We start from the raw sequence: 23217 nt of genomic DNA on the forward strand, positions 1-23217 counted from the left end.
TTCACTAACTCACACGAGGCATATCACCATGAATGAGCAAACATCGAATCCCAATGCGACTAACAAAGAAATAAACGAACAGGCCGCGGTAAGCAGCCTTCCTGTCAGTCCAGAGGCCAAGGCTGAAGTCGTCACGGAGGTACAGCCTGAGGTTCAGAAGGAAACGGTCTCGCAGGCGGCAGACAAACGTAAACAAGTCCTCGATGAGGCCGTCTCGGCCTTGGCGCTGACCAAATCAGCGCTGGCCGCACTTGACGGCAAGGACGCTGCACGCGCATTGGCAACGCTGGCCGAAGTGACGGGAAAGCTGGAGCTGATCGTTGCGCGCGAACCCACGCTCGCCCTGGCCCCCGTTGATGTGCGCACCATCGTGCACGACTTGTTCGCCAACACGGAAACCATTGAGGCGATGACCGACGAGGCGCTGGATGCCCTCAAACATGGCGAGGTGCAACAGGCACGTCACGTGCTGGCTTTGCTGGCCAGTGAAATCGTGATCGCGGTCACCAACATCCCTCTGGCGTCCTATCCCGCAGCCGTGAAGGCAGTCGTGCCGCTGATCGATCAGGGCAAGATCGAAGAAGCCAAAGCCGCGCTGCAGTCAGCGCTCAGCACGCTGGTCGAGGAGCGCAGCGTGCTTCCGCTGCCCGTCCTGCGTGCGAAGCTGCTCCTGAAGCGCGCCGAGACCTTGGTAGAAGATGGTCAGCGGAGCGAAGCGTCCAATGAGCGCCTGGAGACATTATTGAACGAAGCGCGGCAGCAGTTGGAAATGGCAGAACTGCTGGGCTATGGAAAGAAGAAGGACTTTGAGCCCCTGTATGCTGAACTCAAGAAAGTCAAGCAAAAGACGGCTGGGGGAGGCGGCGGAAAAGGCTGGCTCGATGAAATCAAGGCAAAACTGTCCAAGTTGTTCTGAAACCCCTGGAGAGGGGGCGCATAGCGCCCCCTCTCTTGTCCCATGAGTGTTTGATTTTTTATTTTGTATAGATCTTTAGGAGATATTGCATGAACACAGACACCATCGCTAATTCCAATGCGGATGACCCCACCAAAGCACTGTGTTCGCTGAGCCAAAATTGGTGGCTTTTTGTGCTGCGCGGTGTCTTGGCATTGATTTTTGCAGCCCTTGCGTTCTGGATGCCACAATCGGCTCTGTTGGCCATGACCATCATGTTCGGCGCATTTTCCTTGGTCAATGGCGCTTTCAACTTGGTTGCAGCGGTGCGCCATATCCAGAAAAAAGAGCGCTGGGGCTGGCTGCTGTTCAGCGGCATTGTCGGCATACTTACGGGCGTCGTCGTCCTGGTTGCTCCTTGGGTCGCCACGATAGTCTTGGCTTCTTTTTTATGGGCTAGCGTGGGCTTCTGGGCGATTTTCACCGGTGTGCTGGAGATATCCGCCGCCGTTCGGCTGCGTCAAGAAATCAAGGGTGAAATTTGGCTTGCCTTCAGTGGACTGCTCTCGATTGTCCTTGGCGCTATCGTCTTGTGGATATTTTTTTCCCGTCCGGTCGAGTCATTCCTGGCCGCAGGCTGGCTGTTGGGCTTCTATGCGGCAGTCTATGGTGTCACGCTTTTGTTCTTGAGTTGGCGTCTTCGCAAAACGCGCCAGGGATAAGAGCGGGTCAAACTAAATTCTATGGATATGAGCATCCTCGATTCATACCTCCATAGAAATGACATCGAAGGAGTCATACATGCAGATGCAATATAGCTATCGAGCTATCGACAAAGAGTTTCATGAACCTTGGCAGAGAGCTTTGGGAAATGTGATCGAGCACGCCCTCAAGCCATTGCTCGACAAACACACTAAAGATTCAGCGCAACTTCAAATCGTCCTTGATCGCGACAAGCTCAAGCGGCAATTTCTGGCCAGTGGCTATATGCACCTGCCCGGCAAAAAGACTGTCAGCGTTACTGCATCACATGACGAGCTGACGCCCCTCGCGCAGATGCTCGCACAGTCGTTGTTCCGTCAGGCCAAGAAGCATTTTGACCGACTGCATGCTCAGGATCAAATCAAGCGCAAAGCACGACGCGAGCGCTTGCGCGAGCTCAAGGTGCGGATTGCCGCAAAACCCGCATCAGCCGCCCATGAGGCCGAGGCGACCCGAATGCCTCTACTGTCGAAACTTGAGGCTGTCGCAAGGCGTGAGCTGGCTTATCTGCGGGCCGTCGGCGATTTACCGCGCGATTATCCGACGCTGCGCGACGTGGTGGATGAAGCGATTGTCCGAGCTGAGGTGGAATGGCAATCCGTGCCGGGGGAAAAAGAGGCTTACACCGGTCTTTTGAAGCATCTGTTCGCCGTCCTGGATAACGAAGTGGCAAGCAGCCGGCAATTTGGCGAATTCGTTTCTCTGGACGCGCCGGTCGAACCGGATGCCCAAGACGTCGCCGAGGCCATGGTGGAAGAGGAAGTCTTCGAATTTTATCAGCCCGATGACACACTCAGGCTGGCCGATATCATCGCTGACAGTCAGCATCCCGATGCCGCAACGATCGCGGAACAGGAGGAGCTAGTTGATCGGTCGAGCGAGTTCGCTTTTGCATTCGACCTGCTGAAGGACATGCCGCGTTTGTGGCGGCGCATTTTTCTGCTTATCCGTGTGGACGGGCTGGATGCCAGCAGCGTCTCTGAAATCCTGCTGATTCCTAGTAAGGAAGATACTGTCCAAAGGTGGCTCATGCAGGCCGAAGCGTTCATCGCTGCTCATTTGGAAGAGGCCGGAGTAAGCAAAGACGGGAACGATTGGCTCCAAGGCGTTGATTGGTCGGCATTGTCTGTGACCCGAAGCGCGGCAGCCTCACTGTGGTCCAAGGAGGCGAACCATGAAGAATGATCTTCACCTCGTCTGTCCGCATTGCCAGTCCATCAACCGCGTACCGACTGCGAAGCTATCGGAACATCCCAACTGCGGCCGCTGCCAGCAGCCCTTGTTCACGGGCGAACCCATCGAGTTGACCACGGCGACGTTCTCGCGCCACGTGGAGCGCAGCGACCTGCCACTGTTGGTCGATTTCTGGGCACCTTGGTGCGGGCCGTGCAAGATGATGGCCCCGCAGTTCCAGCAAGCGGCGCGCCAGCTCGAACCCAGGGTCAGGCTGGCCAAGGTCAATACCGAGGCAGAACCCCACCTGGCCGCGCAGTTCGGCATCCGCAGCATTCCGACGCTCGCCCTGTTCCAGGGTGGGCGGGAGATCGGGCGTCAGGCCGGCGCCTTGGGCGCGCAGGACATCGTGCGCTGGGCATCTGCACAGGTGGGGCGCTGACCGATGCAGGACTTGCTCGGCGCCACCCTGATCCTGCTGGCGGCATGCAGCCTCGCGGCGGTGGCGACGGCGGCGTTCAGAGTACCCGCCTTGCTGGGTTACCTCGCCGTCGGCGCCTTGCTGGGCCCGTCGGTCAGCGGTGTAGTCGCGCCGGGAGAAGCGCTTGATTTTCTGTCCGAGCTGGGCGTGGCCCTGCTGCTGTTCATGGTTGGGCTGGAGTTCTCCCTCGGGCACTTCTGGCTTTCCCGTAAAACCGTATTGGCGGCCGGCAGCTTGCAGATGATCGCTGTCGCCACGCCACTGACCTTGATGTTGATGTGGCTGGGACAGCCAGTTCAGAGCGCTGCGTTGCTCAGCACTGCGGCGGCCATGTCGTCCACGGCGCTGGTCAGCCGGCAGTTGGCCGACCAGGGTGAACTCACCACACGCCATGGCCGCAGCGCCATCGCCGTGCTGGTCTTTCAGGATCTGGCCAGCGTGCCCCTGTTGGCCTTGCTGGCGATCTGGGCGCGCGGCGAGTCGCCGAAGGTCGAGAGCATGCTGCTCGAAGTGTTGGGCGTGCTGATGTTGTTCGCGGCAGCGGCCCTCGCCTCCCGTCGTCTGTTGCATGGCCTGCTGGGCTGGGTGGCGCGGCAGGGCCACGAAGAATCCTTCGTGCTGGTTTCCTTGTGCGTGGTGGTGGCTGCCGCCGCTGCTGCACACGCGGTCGGCGTATCCGCCGCCCTGGGTGCGTTTTTGGCCGGCATGGTGCTGGGCGAGAGCGACTTCCGTCACCACATGGAAAGCCACCTCAAACCGTTTCGCGATGTGTTGTCGGGGGTGTTCTTCGTGACCATCGGCCTGCAGTTGGACGGAGCGCAGATTCTTTCGGCACCACTGGCGGTGTTCGCGTGGCTGGCAGTGCTGGTACCGGTCAAGATCGGGCTCAACACCCTGGCCTTGCGGGCGACGCGCCTGTCCGCCCTCGATGCCTGGCGCACGGGCATAGCGTTGGGGCATGGCGGCGAGTTCGCCCTGCTGTTGTTGGGCATGGTCTTGCAGCAGCATCTGATCCCCGCGACCGTCGTACAACCCATGCTAGTTGCGCTGGTGCTCAGCATGGCCCTGGCACCGCTACTGATCCGCCATCACGATGTACTTGCCCGGTTCTTGAGCCGCACCGGCGGCGTCATTCAGCCACCCCAGGCTGAAGAAGTTGAGATCACCGCGCAGACAGCGCGATATCGAGACCACGTCATCATCTGCGGCGCGGGCGAGCTTGGCCTGACCGTCAGTGAGATTCTTCGCCACGCCGGCGTGGCGCATCTGCTGCTGGAGGCGGACGCGCAGAAGGTCGAGGCCGCGCGTGCCGCCGGCGCGCCGGTGTTCCATGGCGATGCCAGTCGGCCCGATACCTTGCTGGCTGCCGGCTTGACGCATGCGCACATGGTGGTGCTGACGTTCGCCCATGCCCAGCAAGCGTTGCGCATCGCCCAGGCGATTGCCGAGCGCCGTCCGGCGCTGACCTTGTGGGTGTCATGCAGAAGTACGACCGCGGCCGATGCATTTCGCGCCATGCCCAACGTGCGCGTGTACCAGCAATCCTTTGCCGCAGCTATTGGGCTGGCGGAACAGGTGATGTCGACGCTTGGCATGTCGACCGAGCTGATTGAAGGACACATCAGCGCAATGCGCCGCCGTCTCGACAGCAGCCGTTTTCCAGGGAGTTCATCGTCATGAAATCAACACGCCTTAACTCATTTCAGGTCTTGCGCGACCAATTGGCCATCATGAGTTTCGGCGCGCGTCAAGGTAGTTGCCGCCTGATTCACGCAGCGTTGAGCTGAGTATGTTGAGCTGCGGCAGCCATGCTGACCAGCTCGTCGCGCTCGGGATTGAGAGTCACCACATCGATGTGCGACCAGTTGCGTGTGTTGCCAGACCAGCGTGCCGGATGGCGTTGCTGGGCCTGGGCGTACAGCTCGCGCCGGGCCGCCAGGATGGCTCGGTCTTCGCCCGCGTGGCGCTGCTGCGGGCTGACGTAGCGGATGCCGCTGTGGCGGTGATCGACGTTGTACCAACGCACGAACTCGGCAGCCCATGCCCTGGCCGCGTCCAGGCTGGCGAAGCCCTTGGCGGGGAACTCGGGCCGGTACTTGGCCGTGCGGAACAGCGACTCGGCGTAGGCGTTGTCGTCGCTGACGCGGGGCCGCGAGTACGAGGGCTTCACGCCCAGCCAATTGAGCATCGCCAGCACCGTCGTGGCCTTGAGCGTGGAGCCGTTGTCACCGTGCAGCACCGGCTTGGACTCCCGCGCTGCGATGCCCTCGGCCAGCGCGGTACGCCGCACCAGGTGCGCCGCGTGATCCGAGTCATCGCTGTCATGCACCTCGGCGCCCACGATCTTGCGGCTGTACAGGTCCAGGATCAGGTACAGGTGGAACCAGCGGCCCAGCACGTTGGCCGGCAGGTAGGTCATGTCCCAGCACCAGACCTGGCCCGGCGCCGTGGCGATGTGGGTGGTGGGCGGGCGTGTCGCCCTGGGCGCCTTGGCGCGACCACGACGGGCGTTCTGCCCAGCCGCCTTGAGCACGCGGGCCATGCTCGACTCGCTGCCCAGGTACACGCCTTCGTCGGCCAGCATGGGCACGATGCGCGCTGGCGGCACCGAGGCGAAGCGCGGCTCGTTGGCCACGGCCAGCAGCGCAGCACGCTCCTCAGGGCTCAAGGCATGGCCAGGCGTGGGACGCACAGCCTGCAGCCTGCCGTCGCCCGCTGTGAGGCCCTCGTTGCCCTTCCAGCGTTGCAAGGTGCGCGCATCGATGCCAGCGGTCTCGCAGGCCGGCCGCAGCCGGGCCCCCGCGCTGTGCGCTGCATCGATGTCCCGGGCCAGGGCTTGGCGATCTTCGAGGTCGATCATTCGTCCTCGCCCTTGTTGAAGATCGCCGCAACTTTTTTTGACAGCACCAGCAGCGCCGCCGTCTCGGCCAGTGCACGGTCCTTGCGCAGCAGATCGCGCTCCAGCTCCTTGATGCGTTTGCGGTCCGCGCGCGTGGCCTGCGGGCTGGCGCGTGCGTCCTCGGGGTCGGCCAGCGCGGTGGTGCAGCTGGCTCGCCACTTGTCCAACTCGGCCGGGTACACGCCGTGCTCGCGACACCACGCGCTCTTGGCAGCCTCGTTCATCGCCGCCGTGGTGATCACGGCTTCAAGCCGCGCGCCCGCAGTCCATGCCCGCCCTCGGGCGGGCATGGACTGCGCCTTGTCGCGCCACCGCTCCAGCGCACCCACCCCTACGCCCATCTCCTGCGACACCACTTCCAGTGGTGCGCTCTCCGGTGGCAGAAACCTCGCCACCGCCTTGTCCATGAATGCCTGTCCGTATCGAGCCAATTCCGTCCTTCATCGCCGCCCCCAGGGTTGTTCTATGGAGGCGGCAACTATTCTGACGCGGGGGGGTTTTTACGAGCGCTTCGAGCAGGTCGTCGCGCTCGTGCTGTCGGCGGTGATTGCCGTCATCATCGTGGTGTCGCTGTTCCAGCTCATCTCCATCGTCTTCACGCTGCTGGTTCTCGATGCCTTCAATCCCCTGGATCACAAGGTATTCCAGAGTGTGTTCGGCATGATCATGACGCTCTTGATCGCGATGGAGTTCAAGCATTCCATCGTGCGCGTGGCGCTGCGTCGGGACAGCATCATCCAGGTCAAGACCGTGATCCTCATCGGCCTGATCGCGCTGGCGCGCAAGTTCGTGATCCTCGACCCCGAGGCGAGCCCTGGCAAGATCGCCGCGCTTGCAGGCGCCACGCTGGCGCTTGGTGCCACTTACTGGCTGCTGCGCGAGCGCGACGACCGCGCCGCCGAGACCTCTGAGCATGACCCGTCATCATCCCAGTGATCCGCGCACGGCGCTGTTGCAACACCGCTGGCTCAACCGCCTGCAGACCGGGCTGTTGGTCCTGACCCTGGTCGGGATCGCAGCCGTAGCAGGGAGACTGCCGTTTGGGGAAGGCGGCCTGTGGCTCGCGCTGTTTGCCGTTGCAGGTGCGTTGCTGCTGGAACCGGTAGCCGCGTCGGCGCTGAGCTTGCGCCTGTACCGCGTACGGGCCTTGCACCCGCAAGAAGCCCACGAGATGTGGGCCCTGTTGCGCGAGCTGCCCGCCCGTGCCGGTTTGCCCGCCACGCCGGTGCCGCACTATGTGCCCAGTGCCGTCGTCAACGCCTTCGCCACCGGATCGAAGCAGGAGGCATCGATCGCCCTCACCGATGGCCTGCTGCGCAGCCTGAGCCCACGCGAGCTGGCGGGTGTGCTCGCGCACGAGATCGCGCACATCGCCAGTGAGGATCTGCGCGTCATGGGGCTGGCGGATTCCGTCAGTCGCTTCACGAGCCTACTGGCCCTTATGGGACAGATCGCGATCCTGCTGAGCCTGCCCGCGCTGCTGGTTGGCGCGGCGGAGGTCTATTGGCCTGGTTTATTGTTATTGGCCGCATCGCCCCAGCTGGCCCTGCTCGCACAGCTCGGCTTGTCTCGCGTGCGTGAGTTCGACGCTGACCGCCTCGCGGCGGAACTGACGGGCGACCCGCAGGGGCTGGCGTCCGCGCTGGCGAAAATCGAGCGGGTCAGCCGCTCCTGGCGTGCCTGGCTGTGGCCGGGATGGGGCAATCCCGAGCCCTCCTGCTTGCGCACGCATCCGGCAACGCAAGAGCGTATCGCACGCCTGCTGACGTTGGCGCCTGGGCCAGCATCAGCGTTGCCATTCCACGCGCCCCATTTCTTGCCGGAATCCGCTGTGACGCCGCGCCCGCCGCGCTGGCACCCGAGCGGGCTGTGGCGCTGATTGCCTATCAACAGGAGACTTCTCATGGCCTACCCCGACCCGTACCCACGCCCCGCACCGGACCCCTTCATCCGGCGCTGGCTCTTCATCACCGCCTGTATTGCCACGCTCATGCTGCTGTGGCAGTTCCTGCCCGCCATCGAGGCCTGGTTCAGTCCGCGCGAGGCGGCAGAACGCACTGTGACGGCGCGTGGCGATCTGGCGGCGGACGAGAAAGCCACCATCGAACTGTTCGAGAAATCGCGCGCCTCGGTGGTCTACATCACTACCGCACAATTGGTACGCGATGTCTGGACGCGCAACGTCTTCTCCGTGCCGCGCGGCACTGGCTCGGGCTTCATCTGGGACGACGCCGGCCACGTCGTCACTAACTTCCACGTCATCCAGGGCGCGTCCGAAGCCACCGTCAAACTGGCCGACGGCCGCGACTACCAGGCCGCACTGGTGGGGACGAGCCCCGCGCACGACATCGCTGTGCTCAAGATCGGCGTCGGTTTCAAGCGCCCGCCGGCCGTGCCGGTCGGCACCAGTGCCGACCTCAAGGTGGGTCAGAAGGTGTTCGCTATCGGCAACCCCTTCGGCCTGGACTGGACGCTCACCACCGGCATCGTCTCCGCGCTCGACCGCTCGTTACCCGGAGAAGCGGGCGGCCCGGCCATCGATCACCTGATCCAGACCGACGCCGCCATCAACCCTGGCAACTCCGGTGGGCCGCTGCTCGATTCGGCAGGAAGGCTCATCGGCATCAACACGGCGATCTATAGCCCCTCCGGCGCCTCGGCCGGGATTGGTTTCGCCGTGCCGGTGGACACCGTCATGCGCGTAGTCCCGCAACTCATCAAGACCGGTAAGTACATCCGTCCGGCGCTGGGCATTGAGGTGGACGAACAGCTCAATCAGCGCCTGCTGGCGCTGACTGGAAGCAAGGGCGTGTTCGTGTTGCGTGTTACCCCTGGTTCGGCAGCGCACAAGGCCGGCCTCGCGGGTGTCGAAGTCACGCCGCAAGGCATCGTGCCGGGCGACCGCATCATCGATGTTGATGGCCAGGCGACGGACGATGTGGCCAAGCTGCTCGCGCGGCTAGACGACAGGAAGGTCGGCGATGTGGTGGTCTTGTCAGTGGAGCGGGCCGGCAAATCGCGCGAGGTGCGTGTGGAGCTGCAACCCGGGAATTGATTGAACTGAACCTGTGGATCAGGCGGTAGTGCAGCGTCGCGGCGATTGAGGTTCTCAGGTCTTCGGCCAGGTAGCGTTCCGCCTCAACCTCCGTAATTTTCGGATGCGATCTGCCTATCCGAATAGGCAAGCATGCAACGCCGGAACCTCTTGCCAATCATCGAAGGAGAAAGCGAGGCGCAATCCGCATGAGGTGGACGCAGGCCAGGAACGAGGCAAACAGGAGGCCGCATTGGAACTCAGACTACTGCGCTATTTCGTTGCGGTCGCGGAAGAACTGCATTTCGCGCGAGCGGCCGAGCGCCTTGGCGTAGAACAATCGCCTGTGTCGCGCGCAATGCGAAATCTCGAAGCCACGCTCGGCGTGCAGTTGTTCGACCGCAGCGCGCACCAGACGCGACTGACCTGGGCCGGTCAAGTGTTCCTCGGTGAGTGCCGGCGCGTGCTGGCCACCGTGGAGCAGGCGGTGAGTGCCGCAAAGGCGGCGGCGCAGGGCTATCAGGGTTATCTGCGCATCGCCATCTGCGACAGCTTGGCGCAGCCCCACATTGCCACCTTGCTGGCGCGCAGCCGCGAGGAAGAGCCCGAACTGGAGATTCGCGTCTTCGAGCTGCCTTTCGCGCAGCAGCTCAAGGGCCTGCACAACGATCTGCTGGACATCGGTTTTGCGCTGTCGGACGCGGTGAGCGAAGGCCTTGTCGCCGAGCCCGTGTGGACCGATCCTCTGTCGGTGATCGTGCCCGTGCGCCACCCCTTGTTGGCGCACGCGGAAGTGCCATTGGATGAAGCCTTGAAGTTTCCGTTGGTACTGTGCCATCCGGACGCGGGATCGGGCTGCCACCACCAGATCCAGGCGGTGCTTCAAGGTGCGTCCAAGCCGCTCAAGCTGGTAGATCAGGTGACGAGCCTAGGCGTGATGCTGACTCTGGTCGGTGCCGGTTATGGCCTAGGTTTCGCCATTGCCTCGCAGGTGCAGACCCTGAACCGCCCCGACATAACCGTTCGCCCCTTGGCCGGCACGCCGCCCATGCTGTCCACCTACCTGCTGCGCCGCAGCGCCGAACCCTCTGAGCCCATGAAGCGGTTTCTGCAGCGCGCCCGCGAGGAGTTCCTGCCAAAGGGAGATGAACCGGCCTCGTGACGTTGAGCGCTCGGGTACATTGGCTACTGCTGGCTGTCCATGGCTCGCACTGGACTTGCTCGGAGCGCGCGTTGACCAAGCGTGGTTTTTCAGTCCATAATTATGTCCATCTCGGTTCGCCGAGTGCGGAAAACTCGTTATCAATCAACGAGTTGGGAACACGATGATGTTCCCTTCGCCCGCTCCAATACCAGGCAGATGATGGGTTTGATCGGGGGGCGGCAGCTGGCCGCCTCACACGGCCATAACGGCCGACACGAACGCCATGATCCAGATCATCCGGATACGGTAACGCCGCGATATGCTGCGCGCCTACTGACCATTCCCGCCGCGATGAAACTGGCCATTCTTTCCCGTAACACCAAGCTCTATTCGACCCGTCGACTGGTCGAGGCTGCACGCACACGTGGCCATACCGTGCGCATTCTCGACCCGCTGCGCTGCTATATGCGCATTACCTCCAGTGGCTTCGGCATGCACTACAAGGGCAAGGCGCTGACCGGGATAGACGCGGTGATTCCGCGTATCGGCGCCTCGATCACCCGCTACGGCACGGCGGTGCTGCGCCAGTTCGAAATGATGGGCGCGCGCACCCCCAATCCATCCGATGCAATCCTGCGTGCGCGCGACAAGCTGCGCGCGCACCAGCTGCTGGCGGCCAAGGGCATCGACATGCCGGTTACCGTGTTCGGCGACAACCCCGACGATACCGACGACCTGCTGTCGATGCTGGGGCCGCCGCCGCATGTGGTGAAGCTCAGCGAGGGCACGCAGGGCAGGGGCGTGATCCTCACCGAGAAGCTCAGTGCCTCCAAGGGCACCGTCGAGGCCCTGCGTGGGCTGTACGCCAACTTCCTGGTGCAGGAGTTCATTGCCGAGGCCCACGGCGCGGACCTGCGCTGCCTGGTGGTGGGCGATCAGGTGGTCGCGACCATGCGACGGCAGGCGCAGGACGGGGACTTCCGCTCCAATCTTCACGCTGGCGGCGTTGCCGAACGGGTGGTCTGCAGCAAGGCCGAGCAGCAGGTGGCGATACGCTCGGCCAAGGCGCTGGGGCTGGGCATTGCCGGTGTCGACCTGATCCGCTCCAAGCGCGGGCCGCTGGTGCTGGAGGTCAACTCGACCCCGGGGCTGGAGGGCATCGAGGGGGTTTCCGGGGACGATATCGCCGGGCGCATGATCGAATACGTGACCAGCCTCAAGCGCTGAGGCTGGGGATGCAATTTCTTTGCATGGTTTTAACAAGCCTTTAATCCGGCTGGTCCTAGCCTGTTCCCACTGTGCCCAGCCCTCCTCAGTGGGTCCGGTGATCGGGAATTTTTAAGGCCCCGGCGGTTTCCGTCGGGGCCTTGTTTTTGTTGAAAATTCTTTATGTTGTTGTAGGGCCTAAGCAGCGCTAGAGTAGAATGAATCTAAGGAGGGTGAGCGTATGTCCCGGAAGCTGTTGTTGGCGGTGCTGTTGATGGGGCCTGGCATTGTTTTGGCAAAGCCGGCTGAAGTTCCGTTTCGGGCAGGTGAATCGTTTCAAGTGCAGCATCAAAAGGTGCGCGCGGACCTGCAGGGCGGCGAGGTATATAGCGAGATATCGGCAGACGATCGTCAGCGCGTGGTTACGGCGCTTGAGCGCATGTCCGGCTTGATCGGAGAAGGTAGTGCTGAGTCGCTTTCCCCCGAAAGCAAGGCGCAGGTGTTCAGTGACCAGGAGCTGGTCAACACCTTGTTGACCAAGGCGCGCCAGGACAGTCGGCTTATCTGCAGGCGTGAGAAAAGCATTGGTTCACAGATGACTTCCTCGCAATGTTTCACTGTTGCGCAGCGTGACCGTATGAAAAGGGATTCACAAGATCGCCTGCAGTCTACGCAGAAGGGTGCTTTCAAGGTGGCAGATTGATCTGCAGAGCCAAGCAGAACCTTGCATCGAGGTAGTCCGTGTCTGCGGCTTGGATGTGAGGACTTAACGCTGGCTGTGCTGTAATCCCCAACAAGTGGGCTTCATGCCCACTTGTACTTTTCAAGACATAAGGTCCCCGCACACGTGCGCATTCTTGTAATCGAAGACAATAGCGATATCGCCGCCAACCTAGGTGACTATCTTGAGGATCGTGGGCATACGGTCGATTTCGCCGCCGATGGCGTGACCGGCCTGCATCTGGCCGTGGTGCATGAGTTCGACGCGATCGTGTTGGATCTCAATCTGCCCGGTATGGATGGCATCGAGGTCTGCCGCAAGTTGCGCAACGATGCGCGCAAGCAGACGCCGGTGTTGATGCTTACCGCACGCGATTCGCTGGACAACAAGCTGGCCGGCTTCGATTCCGGTGCCGATGACTACCTGATCAAGCCGTTCGCGCTGCAGGAAGTGGAAGTGCGGCTCAATGCACTCTCACGACGCGGCAAGGGCGCACACACTCGAGTGCTGGAAGTGGGTGATCTGGAATACAACCTGGATACGCTGGAAGTGCGCCGCCAAGGCAAGCTGTTGCAGCTCAATCCGACCGCGTTGAAGATTCTGCAGGCCTTGATGGAGGCCTCGCCAGCGGTGGTTACCCGGCAGGAGCTGGAAACCCGCGTATGGGGTGAAGAACTGCCGGATTCGGATTCGTTGCGCGTGCATATCCATGGCCTGCGCGCCGTGGTGGACAAGCCGTTTGAAGTGCCGATGATCCAGACCCGTCACGGCATTGGTTACCGTATCTCCGCACCCGATGCCTGAATCTGCATTGCCCGAACCTGTTCGCAAGCGGGGACGCTACCGTCGCCGCCTGCGTAGCCGCATCATCGTCTCGTTTGTGCTGTTGGGCTTCTGCCTGACGGCACTTTTTGCGTTTGCCACGAACTGGGCGCGGATGCGCGTGGAAAACCAGCTCGTCGAAGATGTGATGAATCGCAACCTCGACGCCTCCTGGCAGAGCTACATGCGCAGTGGTGGTACCGACGTGGTTGCGCCGGTCCAACAGATGCGAGCTTTCCTGTTCCGGCCGGACAAACTCGACAGCCTGCGTCGCGACTATCCCGAATGGGAGGGTTTGCAGGATGGCATCCACAACATCAGTGGCGAGGATGCCGAGGGCAAGCCTTTCTCTTACAAGGTGGGTGTGCGCAAGACGCCGGATGCCTGGTTCTTCATCGCCTATGACATGGGGCAGGCGCTTCGTGGCGAGCAGCAGCTGAACCGGGCGCTGTTTTTGTCGGTGATCATTTTTAGTCTGCTGTCATGGGTGTTGGGTTGGTGGTCCGCCTCACGGGTGATGCGGCCTGTGTCCGATCTGGCCGCACGCCTGCGTGCCTATCGTGGAGGCAATGCGCATCCCGAGCCACTTGCGCCGCGCTTTCCGGATGATGAGGTTGGGCAGTTGGCCGAGGCGCTTGACGATTACTCGGCGCGCTTGACCGAAGTGGTGCAGCGTGACCGTGAGTTCAATGCTGACGTGAGTCACGAGCTGCGCACGCCGCTGGCAGTGATTCGCGGAGCTACCGAATTGTTGCTCGCCCGTCCAGGCATCGATGAGAAGGTGCTGCAACGTCTGCAGCGCATCCAGCGTGCGGAGCAGCAGTGCAGTGATCTGATCGGCTCACTGTTGCTGTTGTCGCGTAATGAGCGTGCACAGGGCAGCAGCAATGTGGCCCGGGTTGCCGAGCAATTGCTGGAGTCGCACCGCGCCCAGCTCGGTGGCAAGCCGCTGGAGCTGGCACTGGAAGGCTCGCGCGAACTGGTGATCGACGCGCCAGAGTCGGCGTTGTCGGTGGCGCTGGGCAACCTGATCGGCAACGCCGTCAAGTATTCGCAGGAAGGCCGGGTGCTGGTGAGGGTGGGCAGCAACGCGGTGGAAGTGATCGACAACGGTCCAGGGCTGAGCGAGAAAGACGCTGCCAGCCTGTTCCAGCGCGGCTATCGCGGCACTCATGCGGGGCATTCCCAGGGCGGCGGTATTGGTCTGTCGATCGTCAGCCGGCTTTGTGCGCTCTACGGCTGGCAGGTGGATATCCGCCCGGGCACGGAACGCGGTGTGATTGCGACGCTGACGTTTTCGCCTGAGCAAGCCTGATCAGGGTGATCGCAGCGATGTTGACCCATCTTCAGCTAGTGAGGGGCGAACCGCTGTTTCGCTGCTACTCCAATGACCTTGTGCCGGCGCAAGGGATGGGGCACAGGGAGTAATGCTGTTCACTTCAGTATTGGAGTCACCCGGAAACCGATGTCAGGCCACCGGCATTGGAGTTTTGTGGGAGCGGCGTAAGCCGCGAAGCAAGGACATCATCAGATGAAGATGTTTGGGCTGCGCTAGCTTCGCGGCTTACGCCGCTCCCACATGCAGGCAGCGGGCCGCTGCATCGACCGCTCTGGATGTCGATAACGCGGCGTTGCTGAAGTGAGCAGCATCAGCGACAGGGGGGGGCGAGGGAAGATCTCCGCGTATGGCTTGAATCATTGCCCCGCCGCAAGCTCCCGATAGCGTGCATCCAGTGCTTCGATATGCGCCTGCAGCGCATCCGGATGGCCATCATTGATGATCACATCATCAGCCAATGCCAAGCGCTGCGCGCGGCTGGCCTGCGCCTGGATCATGCGTTCCGCCAGCTCAGCATCAATGTTGTCGCGGCTGAGCAGGCGCGCATGTTGCACCTCCTCCGGCGCGTCCACCACCAGGACACGTTGCAGCCACGGATAGGTTGGTCGCCCGCCAGCCTCAGTGAGCAGAGGGATGGCGGCAATCGCATAAGGGCTGGTGGCCGCCTCACAAATGCCGCGCACGCGGGCACGGATGGCGGGATGGGTGATGGCTTCAAGTGCGCGGCGTTCATCGGGGTTGGCAAACACGCGCTGGCGCAGGAAGGCCCGGTCCAGGCTGCCGTCGGCCTGCAGAACCTCGGTGCCAAACAGCTCGGCAATCGCCGCTAGCCCGGGGCTGCCAACAGCAACCACCTCGCGCGCTGCGATATCCGCATCGGCCACAGTGATGCCCAAGGCTTCGAAGCGCCTGCTGACTTCACTCTTGCCCGACGCGATGCCGCCGGTCAGTCCAACGATGAAGCTGCTCATGCAATGACTCCAAAACAACAATGGCCCTTGAGAGGGCCATTGTCGCTTGCGATGGCCTGCTACTGCAGGCCCGCCAGTCGCATATAGCTGCCTATCATCTGGTCACCCCACATGAAGACCAGCCAGCCAGCGATGGCCAGATAGGGCCCAAACGGGATCGGTGTCGCGCGGTCGCGGCCGCGCGAGTACAGCCAGATAGAACCGATGATGGCGCCCACCAGCGACGACAGCAGGATGATCGGCAGGATGCCCTTGAATCCACACCAGGCGCCCAATGCCGCCAGTAACTTGAAGTCGCCGTGGCCCATGCCTTCCTTGCCGGTTATCTGCTTGTACAGCCACCAGACTGTCCACAATGACATGTAGCCAAGCGCGGCGCCTATCAGTGCAGGTTTGGTGGGCATGTACAGGTTGTCCATGCTGCCGATCAGGCCCAGCCACATCAACGGAATTGTGAGCTGGTCGGGTAGCAGCTGGGTGCGCAGATCGATGCCGGACAGCGCCACCAGGAAGCAGCTCAGCACGATCGCGCCAAAGCCCTGCCAACCGAAACCGAACTGCCAGACGCTGGCCACTACCATCAAAGCGGTAACCAGCTCCACGATCGGATACTGGATGGAGATCGGTGCCTGGCAATGCCGGCATTTGCCGCGCTGGATCAGCCAGCTGAACAGCGGGATGTTCTCGTACCAGCTCAGCTTGTGCTTGCAGTGCGGGCAGTGCGAAGGCTCTACCACGATGCCAGGCGGCGGCGGCTCGTAGATGTCGGGCAGTTCGAGGATTTCGCGCGCATCGCGCTTCCACTGCCACTCCATGCGCTTGGGCAAACGCAGGATCACCACATTGAGGAAGCTGCCGATCAGCAGTCCCAGTCCGGCCGCGGCGGGAAAGCCGAGGCCGGGATGCTGGTCGAGAAAAGCCATTTGCTAATTATCCAACAACGGAAGCAAGTTTGAAGATTGGCAGGTACATGCCAACGACCATGCCGCCGACGACCACGCCGATGAATACCATGATCAAGGGCTCCAGCAGGCTGCTCAACGCGTCCACCGAGTTGTTGACTTCCTGCTCGAAGTACTCGGCCACCTTGAATAGCATGGTATCGAGGGCGCCGGCTTCCTCGCCGATGGCGGTCATCTGCACCACCATGTGCGGGAACAGGTTCACCTGCTTCATCGCCATGTTGACCGGGTAGCCAACCGAGACGTCGTCACGCATGCGTAACACGGCGTCTTCATAGGTCTTGTTGCCTGTGGCGCCAGCAACAATGCCCAAGGCTTCCACCAACGGTACGCCGGCCTTGAAGGTAACAGCAGTCGTGCGGGCAAAGCGGGCAATAGCACTGTTATGCATGATCTGGCCGATTACCGGCACCTTGAGGATCAAGCGATCCAGCGTGTGCTGCATTTTGGGCGACCGCTTGTAAAGAAAGGTCGTTCCGCCAATAACAATGATCGCAAGCAGCAATAGTGCCCACCACCATTTGACCATGAAGCGCGAGGCCGCCACGATCATCTGGGTGAATACGGGTAGGTCGGTGCCGAAGCTCTTAAAAATATCCTCAAATTGCGGAACAACCCACAAAAGCAAGAGGGAGCTGACCAGAATGGCTACCGCGATCACCATGGCGGGGTAGAACAGCGCCTTCTTGATCTTGCCTTTCAGTGATTCCAGGTTTTCCTGATAGTTGGCAATAGTCTCCAGCACGGTTTCCAGTACGCCGGCACCTTCGCCAGCGCGCACCAGGTTGCGATAAAGCTCATCAAACTGCACCGGGTGCTTGCTGATGGCTTCGTACAGGGACGAGCCGCCCTCCAGGTCGGCGCGGATCGTGCCCACCAGTTTGGCCATGCGCGGGTTCTTGTGGCCGCTACCGATGATCTCCAGCGCGCTGACAATGGGTACGCCGGACTTCATCATGGTCGCCATCTGGCGACTGAAGAACGCGATGTCCTTTGGTTTGACAGGTTTGCCGGCGGCCCCGAACAGCGGCTTGGGCTTGGGCTTGACCACGGTTGGGGTGATGCCCAGGCGGCGCAGCTCAGCCTTCAGCAGGTTGGCATTCTTGGCGTCCTGCTCGCCCTTCATCTTCACGCCGCGCTTGTCTGTTCCCTCCCAGACAAACGGCAGCATCTGGCTGGTGTTGCGTCCAACCGGCTCTTTATTGATCGCGTTGCGGGTAACGGCCATCTTCTCTCCCCGTCCGGCCATCCCCAGGCCAGACAACGTTGGCATGGTAGCTTGTCAAACGGCTGTAGGCACAGTCTGGAGGCAAGCTTTTTTGGAGGGCAGGTCACATTGCACTCCTCCATCCGGACGTCGAACGGGCTGCGGCCATTATCCGGGGGGGGCGGAGGTCTTTGTTCCCGGGTTGGCGTAGGCGTCGAGGCTTTGCTGCGATGCCTTCACTGCGGGTAGAGGGGGCTGGGGTGGGGCATGGTTGCCAAGCCTGTCTGTACAAGTGCGTCACAAAGTGACGCACCTGGTCACCTTGTGGTGTTGTTCCTGAATCCAACCCGCGGGGCTTCCTTTCTTCGGCGATGCTGCCATCATTGTCCGTGGGGAGCAGGGAGCTGTTGGAAAGTTGGCACGCAATCTGCTTTGTAACCCCATGCGAGCAGGCATCTGTCTGCAACCATGTTCACAATCCAAACCTCTAGGGGATGTACTCATGAAGAAGCAACAGGGCTTTACCCTGATCGAATTGATGATCGTGGTTGCGATCATCGCCATCCTGGCCGCCATCGCGCTGCCGGCTTACAACAACTATCGCGTGAAGTCGGCTGACGGCGCCTGCCAGGCAGAAGCCAAGGCCTACATGAACTCGGCCGTTGCCGCTGCTCAGTCGGAAATGACCGTCGAGGCTCCGAAGGTCAAGGCCTGTGCTTCGCCGAGCACTGCTCTGACCGCTGCCGATGTCAGCAATGCTGCTTCGATCACCTTTGCGCCGAAGGCTCCGGGCAAGGCTTCGACCATTTGTAAGGCTGATACCGCTACCTGCGGCAAGCCGGGCGCTGCTGCGCCGTAATTTGCCAGCGCTTGCAGTGATGTCGAGAGACCCCTCCGTAAAGGAGGGGTTTTTTTTGAAGGGCTGACAAGCTGGGGGACCTTGGAACTTTGTGCCAGAAGCGCATCAGCTTGCTTGCTGTGACCTTGTAATGGTGGCTGCTGCGAGATGATCGCAATCGCGGCTTTCAAGTCATTTGTTGATTGGGGTTTCAATGCGTCTTTTTGGGGGAAGAGGCTATGTCTAGATACGCAAAGGGTTTTACCTTGATCGAGCTGATGATCGTTGTGGCGATCATCGCGATTTTGGCTGCAATCGCGTTGCCGGCATACAACCAGTATCGGATCAAGTCGGCCGAGGGTGCGTGCCAGATGGAAATGAAGAACTACGCCAACTTTGCGTTGGCGGCACTTTACAATGAGCTACCGCCCAGTGCCCCGCCGCAAAGCGCTTGCTCTGCAGCTGATACCGCTACCAATATGAGTACGCCGATCATTGGCACCCCGAAACGTCCTGGCAGCCGGCAGACCCGCTGTGACATGCTGACAGCCAACTGCGAGATCGTCCGTTAGTTGCTGATGCATTCGATCGGGTGATTCGTCCGGAGCCGTTGACCCCGGACGCTTGGTCGTAGTTGTTTTCGATAAGCATTGGCCCCGCGTGCGGGTGGTTGCGGGTGTACTCTCTCCGATCCTTATCTGCGGGTTCAGACTGCCTGTGCACTTTTTCAAAACCATGACCCCGCGCGTTTTCATTCTCATTGGCTTGATCTGCGGTGTGCTGGCTGGGTTGCTGTTCATGCCGGGATCAAGTGGAAGTTTCATCTTGGATGATGGTTCCAACATCGTCGATAATCCTGGTGTGCATCTTCACGAGCTGAGTGTCCCTGCGATTAAGGGCGTGATTCTTAGCCCGCAGCCAGGTGGCCTAAGCCGGATTGTGCCGACGCTTACGTTTGCACTGGATTACTGGCGTGGTGGTGGTGAGCCCGGGGCATTCAAGGGCACCAATATCTTCATTCACATGCTTACTGTCTGCGGACTGGCCTTGTTTCTGCACCTGCTGTTGCTGGCGGCGGGGATGCGCGACAGTGTTGCCAGGCTTGTTGCATTGCTGGTTGCCCTGGCCTGGGCTGTTCATCCACTCCAAGTGTCGTCCGTGCTGTATGTCGTGCAGCGTATGCAGACGCTCGCAACACTGTTTCTGGTGCTGTCGATGTGGTGTTACCTGCGCGGCAGGTTGGCACAAGTGCAAGGGGAATCGGGGCGCAGGAGTTTCCTGGTCAGCTTTATGCTGTGGCTGTTGGCACTGGGGTGCAAGGAAGATGCGGTTCTTTTGCCCGTCTATTGCCTGCTGATGGAGCTGACGGTGATGCAGTTCCGGTCCGCCAGCCCTGTTTTTTCACGTCGACTGCGGAACTGTTACCTGATGGCGGCCGCAGCAGGGTTGCTTTTCTATGTGCTGGTAGTCGTGCCGCACTATTGGGAATGGGGCAACTACCCGGGGCGGGACTTTTCCAGCTACGAGCGTTTGTTGACCCAGGCGCGCATCCTGGTGATGCACCTTGGGCATATTGTAGTTCCGCTGCCGGCCAGCATGCCGTTCTACTACGACTGGGTTGTTCCATCACGGGGGTTGTTGCAGCCGGTGACAACCTTGCCATCGGTACTTTTGATCATTGCTCTGTTGGGTGCAGCTTGGGGGTTGCGTTTACGGCGGCCATTGTTCGCATTCGGCATTTTGCTTTTCTTCGCCAGCCACTTCATTACCAGCAATGTCTTGAATCTGGAGCTGGCATTCGAGCACCGAAACCACCTCGGTCTGGTCGGTGTCGTGCTCGCGATGGCTGACATGCTGATGGCTTTGGCGCGGCGCCTGCGGATCACCGCAGCGGTTGGGCTGGGTCTCTGCGGCTTGCTGCTTGCGTTGATGGCTAGTGCTACCGCGATGCGTGCCCATGACTGGGGTAGCAGGCTAGGTTTGGCGCTGGCCAGTAGCGAGTTGGCACCCCATTCGGCGCGCGCTTGGAACAGCCTCTGTCTGACCTACTATGCGATGGGTGGTGGCAAGCTGGCAGATAATCCAAAGCTGGACGATGCGATCGATGCATGCGGCAAGGGCGCACAAGCAGCTCCTTATTCGCTGACCAGCTTCACAAACTTTATTATATTCAAGAGCGCGCGTGGCGACGTTCGAGCGCAGGACTGGTCAAAATATCTGGAACGATTGCGCTCGGTGAGTATGGGGCCAGAGAATCGGCAGTCGTTGTGGATAATCATCAACAACGTGCGGGCTGGCGCAAAGCTGGATGAAGCCGGTGTTTTTTCTGCGTTGGAGATATTCAGTCAGCGACTGCGTTTGGATGCTGGTGAGAATACGGCTATTGGCTATTTCATACTTGGTCACAGCCATCAACCGGAGCAGGCGTTGGCGTACTTCAAGCGAGCGGTGCAGGGCGCGGCTGCGGACGACCCACTTGCACTTGAGACCATCGCCGAGATGCGAGGACAGGGGCGTGCAGACTGGGCTGCGGAGTTGGAGGCTCAGCTTGCAAGTGTCGGAGTCGTGCCTGTGATGGCGCCGGCCGATGCGCACTGAGCCTTCTCGATATGGCTCGCGAGGGTGCTGGTCAGGTGTTTAGTTGGCGCCCGGGTAGGCTTGCTCGTAGCAGTGGGTCGTTGTTGCTGTGGATGGTGTTGCGTGCGGCAGCGCAGGCGCTTGCCGTATTGATCTTGGCTCGCTTGTTGGGGGCTGCAGGTTATGGGCGATTCGTCGCCATTCTCGCGACCGCAGCATTCGTTGCCCCGTTTGTTGGTCTGGGTTTATCCAACATAGTTCTGCGCAATGGAGTAAAGGACCCGGCCGGTCTCGAATGGTACCAAGCCAAAGCGATGCGACTGTGGCGACTAAGTCTGCTGCCGGCAATTCTGGTCGCGTGCCTGCTTGCAATCCTGCTGTTGCCGGCTGACATTCCGAAGTTGGCGGCATTCAGTGCGATCATCGCTGAGCTTGTCGCCGCTTCATTGGTTGAGTTGAGGGCGCGCTACTGGCAGGCAGAGCACAGGATCGGTAATTTTGGTGCAGTCAATGCTGGGCTACCGTTGATTCGCTTGGTAGCGTTGTCGGTGTTGTATTTCAGTGCCCAGGATTATGATGTGCAGCGGGTGCTTTGGGTCTACGCCGCAGTCAGCTTGATGTACTGTGTTTTTTTGTGGCTGCCTTGTCGAAAGCGGCAACGAGGTGAGCCTGGTGCAGAGGCGATGGCTTGGGCAGATGGTGTTTCTTTCGGCATGGCTGCCTTTGCAGTGCGGCTACAGGGAGAATTCAACAAGCCTGTTCTTGCTCATATGGGCTTTGATCTGGTGGGTGCCTACAATGCGGCACAGCGTGCCGCCGATTTGGCGAGCATGCCGTTGTCTGCGCTGCAGGAGTCGTTGTGGCCGCGGCTATATTCCAAGAGCTCGACCCCACATCAATTGCATGTTTCCGGTCTGCTGCTGCTGTTGCTGGCGGCGTTCTGTGGGGCAGGAATCTGGTTGCTGGCGCCGTTGCTCCCTCGGGTGTTGGGGGGCGGATTTATAGATGCGGTGACTACCGCGCGCTGGCTGGCGCTGCTGCCGTTGTTGCAGTCAATTCGCGCGTTGTTGAATTTTCACGTAATTCAGCGTGCTCGTATGAAGTTGATAGGCTGGGCCTCCGCCATCGGCGCTGCTGCAAGCGTACTTGGGGTTTGGTTGCTGGTGCCGAGCAGGGGGATCGAAGGTGCAGTGATATCCGCGTATGTCACTGAGGTAGTAATGATGGTGATCCTTGTTGGTGGAATCCTACACTTCAGTCGGAGAGCGGTTTAAGGAATCCTGCATGTCGCTTTTGTCCATTCTCACAAGCTCCAGACTCCTGCGCAGGCCGTTGCTTGCTGCGAGCAGGTTTTTGCTGCAGCCGTTGCGGTCCGGGCCGAGGGTTCTCCGTCGCGCAGCGTACGATGCCATGCCTATTCCCTATCTGGTCGCCGGGAGTCAGGAGCTGTTTGTAGTGTCGACGGCCGATAAGGTGATCGGTCGTGAGTTGTTCCTGAGTGGCGAGTTTGACTTTGCAAAGCTGCAGCTGGCCATTGCGATCATCGATCGCGAGGGGGCAGATAGACCTGATCATTTGATCGATGTTGGCGCGAACATTGGTTCCATAGTCATTCCCGCCCTCAAGCGCGGACTGGTACGATCGGCCACTGCGATAGAGCCTCACCCTGGGAACCTGAGGTTGCTGCGTGCGAATCTTGCATTGAATGGGGTGCAGGATTCCGTCCGCGTCGTGGAGGCGGCGGTGGGGGCGGAGGATTCTGCTGTTCTGCTGCTGAAGGAGTCCGCAACCAATGGCGGAAATCACAGTATTGGTAACGAAGGTATTCCAGTTTCTTCGCGTAGTTTGGATGCGCTTGGGCCGCCTACGGCCGGCGCGTTGCTCTGGATGGATATAGAAGGTTATGAGGGGCATGCGCTTCTCGGCGCTAGGTCCCTGCTGACCAGCGGCGCGCCGATAGTTTCCGAGTTCAATCCGAGCTATCTTGAGGATGCGGGAGGATTTGATTTCTTCTGCAATGTCCTGCGGGAGCGTCGCATCTTTGATCTGGGTAATGGCGGCGCCGAGACGTCTCTGGCGGATCTTGCTCGTATTCATCGGACCACGTTCACCGACGTACTGGCGTTGTGATGTGTTGTCGGATCGGAAATACTGCCCGTATCGCCTTGTAGGCATGGCTGGTGGCC

General features: G+C 60.8%; 20 protein-coding genes and 2 pseudogenes. 18 read left to right on the top strand and 4 right to left on the bottom strand.

Annotated features, from left to right (window positions below; translation table 11 throughout):
- Positions 1–28: 28 nt before the first annotated feature.
- The 5 genes from yfdX2 to kefB-GI all read left to right on the top strand — a co-directional run bounded on the left by yfdX2 (position 29) and on the right by kefB-GI (position 4991).
- The gene (gene yfdX2 / locus ACVOLZ_RS06085) at positions 29–916 is read left to right on the top strand and encodes a heat resistance protein YfdX2 (RefSeq protein ID WP_126220056.1); all 888 of its coding nucleotides are present in this window, start codon (positions 29–31) and stop codon (positions 914–916) included.
- Between the two features lie 89 nt (positions 917–1005).
- Positions 1006–1617: a heat resistance membrane protein HdeD-GI gene (gene hdeD-GI, locus ACVOLZ_RS06090; protein ID WP_016451631.1), complete on the top strand. Its 612-nt coding sequence runs from the start codon at positions 1006–1008 to the stop codon at positions 1615–1617.
- 79 nt (positions 1618–1696) lie between these two features.
- Positions 1697–2842, top strand: a complete 1146-nt coding sequence (locus ACVOLZ_RS06095; protein WP_126220055.1) for an RNA polymerase sigma factor — start codon at positions 1697–1699, stop codon at positions 2840–2842.
- On the top strand, positions 2832–3272 hold the full coding sequence (gene trx-GI, locus ACVOLZ_RS06100; RefSeq protein WP_012761376.1) for a heat resistance system thioredoxin Trx-GI: 441 nt from the start codon (positions 2832–2834) through the stop codon (positions 3270–3272). Before ACVOLZ_RS06095 ends, trx-GI begins: the two co-directional genes overlap by 11 nt.
- 3 nt (positions 3273–3275) lie before the next feature.
- A complete protein-coding gene (gene kefB-GI, locus ACVOLZ_RS06105; protein ID WP_126220054.1) occupies positions 3276–4991 on the top strand; it encodes a heat resistance system K+/H+ antiporter KefB-GI in 1716 nt (571 codons plus the stop codon).
- An 88-nt stretch (positions 4992–5079) separates the two neighbouring features.
- Here kefB-GI and ACVOLZ_RS06110 read toward each other — a convergent pair.
- Positions 5080–6641: pseudogene (locus tag ACVOLZ_RS06110) on the bottom strand (IS3 family transposase).
- Between the two features lie 34 nt (positions 6642–6675).
- On the opposite strand from ACVOLZ_RS06110, the gene ACVOLZ_RS06115 reads away from it, so the two are divergent.
- From ACVOLZ_RS06115 to ACVOLZ_RS06150, 8 genes are all read left to right on the top strand, one after another.
- Positions 6676–7146, top strand: a complete 471-nt coding sequence (locus tag ACVOLZ_RS06115) for a phosphate-starvation-inducible PsiE family protein (RefSeq protein WP_481515406.1) — start codon at positions 6676–6678, stop codon at positions 7144–7146.
- Positions 7124–8089: a zinc metalloprotease HtpX gene (locus tag ACVOLZ_RS06120; protein WP_003454968.1), complete on the top strand. Its 966-nt coding sequence runs from the start codon at positions 7124–7126 to the stop codon at positions 8087–8089. The genes ACVOLZ_RS06115 and ACVOLZ_RS06120 overlap by 23 nt, the downstream gene beginning before the upstream one ends.
- 24 nt (positions 8090–8113) lie before the next feature.
- On the top strand, positions 8114–9265 hold the full coding sequence (locus tag ACVOLZ_RS06125; RefSeq protein ID WP_003454970.1) for a S1C family serine protease: 1152 nt from the start codon (positions 8114–8116) through the stop codon (positions 9263–9265).
- Positions 9266–9497: 232 nt separating this feature from the next.
- A complete protein-coding gene (locus ACVOLZ_RS06130; RefSeq protein WP_003141085.1) occupies positions 9498–10406 on the top strand; it encodes a LysR family transcriptional regulator in 909 nt (302 codons plus the stop codon).
- Positions 10407–10739: 333 nt separating this feature from the next.
- Positions 10740–11615 carry a 30S ribosomal protein S6--L-glutamate ligase gene (rimK, locus tag ACVOLZ_RS06135; protein WP_481515423.1) on the top strand — a complete coding sequence of 292 codons (876 nt, stop codon included), beginning with the start codon at positions 10740–10742 and terminating at the stop codon, positions 11613–11615.
- A 220-nt stretch (positions 11616–11835) separates the two neighbouring features.
- Positions 11836–12297 carry a hypothetical protein gene (locus ACVOLZ_RS06140; RefSeq protein ID WP_481515407.1) on the top strand — a complete coding sequence of 154 codons (462 nt, stop codon included), beginning with the start codon at positions 11836–11838 and terminating at the stop codon, positions 12295–12297.
- A gap of 144 nt (positions 12298–12441) precedes the next feature.
- Positions 12442–13119, top strand: a complete 678-nt coding sequence (locus tag ACVOLZ_RS06145; RefSeq protein ID WP_057629745.1) for a response regulator transcription factor — start codon at positions 12442–12444, stop codon at positions 13117–13119.
- Positions 13112–14452, top strand: a complete 1341-nt coding sequence (locus ACVOLZ_RS06150) for a sensor histidine kinase (protein WP_481515408.1) — start codon at positions 13112–13114, stop codon at positions 14450–14452. The genes ACVOLZ_RS06145 and ACVOLZ_RS06150 overlap by 8 nt, the downstream gene beginning before the upstream one ends.
- Before the next feature lie 380 nt (positions 14453–14832).
- Here ACVOLZ_RS06150 and coaE read toward each other — a convergent pair whose 3' ends face one another.
- From coaE to ACVOLZ_RS06165, 3 genes are read right to left on the bottom strand one after another with little or no spacing between them, the layout of a single operon-like run.
- Positions 14833–15447, bottom strand: coding sequence for a dephospho-CoA kinase (gene coaE / locus ACVOLZ_RS06155; RefSeq protein ID WP_481515409.1), 615 nt, complete (start codon positions 15445–15447; stop codon positions 14833–14835).
- A gap of 59 nt (positions 15448–15506) precedes the next feature.
- The gene (locus ACVOLZ_RS06160) at positions 15507–16370 is read right to left on the bottom strand and encodes a prepilin peptidase (RefSeq protein WP_481515410.1); all 864 of its coding nucleotides are present in this window, start codon (positions 16368–16370) and stop codon (positions 15507–15509) included.
- A gap of 7 nt (positions 16371–16377) precedes the next feature.
- Positions 16378–17637: a type II secretion system F family protein gene (locus ACVOLZ_RS06165; protein WP_481515411.1), complete on the bottom strand. Its 1260-nt coding sequence runs from the start codon at positions 17635–17637 to the stop codon at positions 16378–16380.
- A 481-nt stretch (positions 17638–18118) separates the two neighbouring features.
- Between ACVOLZ_RS06165 and ACVOLZ_RS06170 the strand changes: the two are divergent.
- From ACVOLZ_RS06170 to ACVOLZ_RS06190, 5 genes and pseudogenes are all read left to right on the top strand, one after another.
- A pseudogene (locus ACVOLZ_RS06170) lies at positions 18119–18218 on the top strand (prepilin-type N-terminal cleavage/methylation domain-containing protein); the annotation flags it as partial.
- 502 nt (positions 18219–18720) lie between these two features.
- Positions 18721–19026, top strand: coding sequence for a hypothetical protein (locus ACVOLZ_RS06175; RefSeq protein ID WP_481515412.1), 306 nt, complete (start codon positions 18721–18723; stop codon positions 19024–19026).
- 163 nt (positions 19027–19189) lie between these two features.
- Positions 19190–21052 (top strand): hypothetical protein, encoded by a 1863-nt coding sequence (locus tag ACVOLZ_RS06180; RefSeq protein ID WP_481515413.1) that lies wholly within the window; start codon positions 19190–19192, stop codon positions 21050–21052.
- A gap of 80 nt (positions 21053–21132) precedes the next feature.
- A complete protein-coding gene (locus ACVOLZ_RS06185; protein WP_481515414.1) occupies positions 21133–22305 on the top strand; it encodes a lipopolysaccharide biosynthesis protein in 1173 nt (390 codons plus the stop codon).
- 10 nt (positions 22306–22315) lie between these two features.
- Positions 22316–23161, top strand: a complete 846-nt coding sequence (locus tag ACVOLZ_RS06190) for an FkbM family methyltransferase (protein WP_481515415.1) — start codon at positions 22316–22318, stop codon at positions 23159–23161.
- Positions 23162–23217: the final 56 nt, after the last annotated feature.

Source organism: Stenotrophomonas sp. STEN020 (assembly GCF_056760195.1).